The organism is Aeromicrobium sp. Leaf272 (genome assembly GCF_001422865.1).
Taxonomy (GTDB): Bacteria; Actinomycetota; Actinomycetes; order Propionibacteriales; family Nocardioidaceae; genus Aeromicrobium.
Window position 1 is genome coordinate 602742 of the sequence record NZ_LMMY01000009.1, and the last position, 2166, is coordinate 604907.

Consider the following 2166-nt stretch of genomic DNA (forward strand, 5'->3'; position numbering starts at 1 on the left):
CGACACCGCCAAGAGCATCCTCGGCGAGGTCGACCGCCTCGCCCGCGAGGACCTCGCCGCGTCCTTCGACGACGCCGACCGCAACCCCCCGGTCTACGACCCCAGCGCCATGACGGTGGCGATGAACCCCGCGTTCGTCAAGAGCTACCAGGCCTGGATGGATGCCGAGTGGTGGCGCCTGCAGGTCCCCGAGGAGCTCGGTGGCCAGCGCACCCCCGCCTCCATCATCTGGGCCACCGCCGAGTTCGTGCTGGGCGCCAACCCGCCCATCTGGATGTACGCCGCCGGCCCCGCCTTCGCGCGGATCGTGTTCGAGAACGGCACCGAGCGGGACAAGAAGATCGCCGGCCACATGGTCGAGCGTCAGTGGGGCGCCACCATGGTGCTCACCGAGCCCGACGCGGGCTCCGACGTCGGCGCCGGCCGCACCAAGGCCTTCCCGAACGAGGACGGCTCCTGGAACATCGAGGGCGTCAAGCGCTTCATCACCTCGGGCGAGCACGACATGAGCGAGAACATCATGCACCTCGTGCTCGCGCGCCCCCAGGGCGTCGAGGGTGCCGGCGGCCCCGGCACCAAGGGTCTGAGCCTGTTCCTCGTGCCCAAGATCCACTTCGACCACGAGACCGGCGACCTGACCGGCGAGCGCAACGGCGTCTACGTCACGAACGTCGAGAAGAAGATGGGCATCAAGGTCTCCACCACCTGCGAGGTCACCTTCGGCGNACAACGGCATCAGCCAGATGTTCCGCGTCATCGAGAACGCGCGCATGATGGTCGGCGCGAAGGCCATCGCCACGCTGTCGTCGGGCTACCTCAACGCGCTCGAGTACGCCAAGGAGCGCGTCCAGGGCGCCGACCTCACGCAGGCCTCCGACAAGACGGCCCCGCGCGTGACGATCACCCACCACCCCGACGTGCGCCGCTCGCTCATGACGCAGAAGGCGTTCGCCGAGGGCCTGCGCTCGCTCGTGTTCTACACGACCACGTGGCAGGACGCGATCATGCAGAAGGAGGAGTCTGGCGAGGACGCCTCCCTCGAGGAGTCGGTCAACGACCTGCTGCTCCCGATCGTCAAGGGCTACGGCTCGGAGCGCTCCTGGGTGCTGCTCGGCACCGAGTCGCTGCAGACGTTCGGCGGCTCGGGCTTCCTGCAGGACTACCCGATCGAGCAGTACGTCCGCGACGCCAAGATCGACACCCTCTACGAGGGCACCACGGCGATCCAGGGACAGGACCTGTTCTTCCGCAAGATCGTGAAGGACAAGGGTCGTGCGATCGGCTACCTGGCCGAGCAGGTCGGCGAGTTCGTCAAGAGCGAGGCCGGCAACGGTCGCCTCAAGGTCGAGCGCGAGCTGCTCGCGACGGCCCTCGACGACGCCCAGGCCATCCTGGGTGCCGCGTTCACCGACCTCATGGCCAGCAACCCGGCCGACGAGAAGGGTGACGTCAAGAACCTCTACAAGGTCGGCCTGAACACGACGCGCCTCGTGTACGTGCTCGGCGACCTCGTCGTGTCGTGGCTGCTGCTGCGCGGCGCCGAGGTGGCGCTGGCCCGGCTCGACGAGGGCGTCACCGGCTCCGACAAGGCCTTCTACGAGGGCAAGGTCGCCGCGGCGTCGTTCTTCGCTCGCACCGTGCTGCCCCGCCTGACGGCGGAGCGCGCGATGGCCGAGAACGTCGACGCGAGCATCATGGAGCTCGACGAGGCCGCGTTCTGATCGCCTGACCTCCACGACGACGCCCCACCCGGTCGCGGGTGGGGCGTCGTCGTGCGTCTGGAGTCAGGCGGACGGGGTGGGTGCCGCGGGCACGGTCTCCCGGCCGCCCGAGCGCGTGGCACCCACGCCGGCCGCCACGACGCAGACGAGACCGAGCACGGCAGCGACGTCGGGCACCTGGTCGAGCACGACGAGCCCGACCACGAGGGCGATGGCCGGCTCCAGGCACATGAGCGTCCCGAACGCGGCGGTCGTGAGGCGGCGCAGCGCCAGCATCTCGAGCGCGAACGGGACCACCGGCACGAGCAGGGCCAGTCCGATGCCGACGACGAGCAGCTCCAGGTCGAGATGGCCGATCGTGGCCGGCCCCGCCACCAGCGTGGCGACCAGACCGGCGACCGGCATCGAGACGCCCAGCCCGACCACGCCGTCCACGGCGTCGCCC

1 protein-coding gene and 2 pseudogenes are annotated in these 2166 nt (G+C 69.8%); 2 read left to right on the plus strand and 1 reads right to left on the minus strand.

From position 1 onward, the window contains the following. Nucleotides 1-725, plus strand: a pseudogene (locus tag ASF38_RS18825) (acyl-CoA dehydrogenase family protein); the annotation flags it as partial. A 1-nt stretch (nucleotide 726) separates the two neighbouring features. Next, a pseudogene (locus ASF38_RS18830) lies at nucleotides 727-1721 on the plus strand (acyl-CoA dehydrogenase); the annotation flags it as partial. Between the two features lie 63 nt (nucleotides 1722-1784). Here ASF38_RS18830 and ASF38_RS18835 read toward each other — a convergent pair. Then, nucleotides 1785-2166: EamA family transporter (locus ASF38_RS18835; RefSeq protein ID WP_369815153.1), on the minus strand; the 382-nt coding region annotated here is incomplete at its 5' end.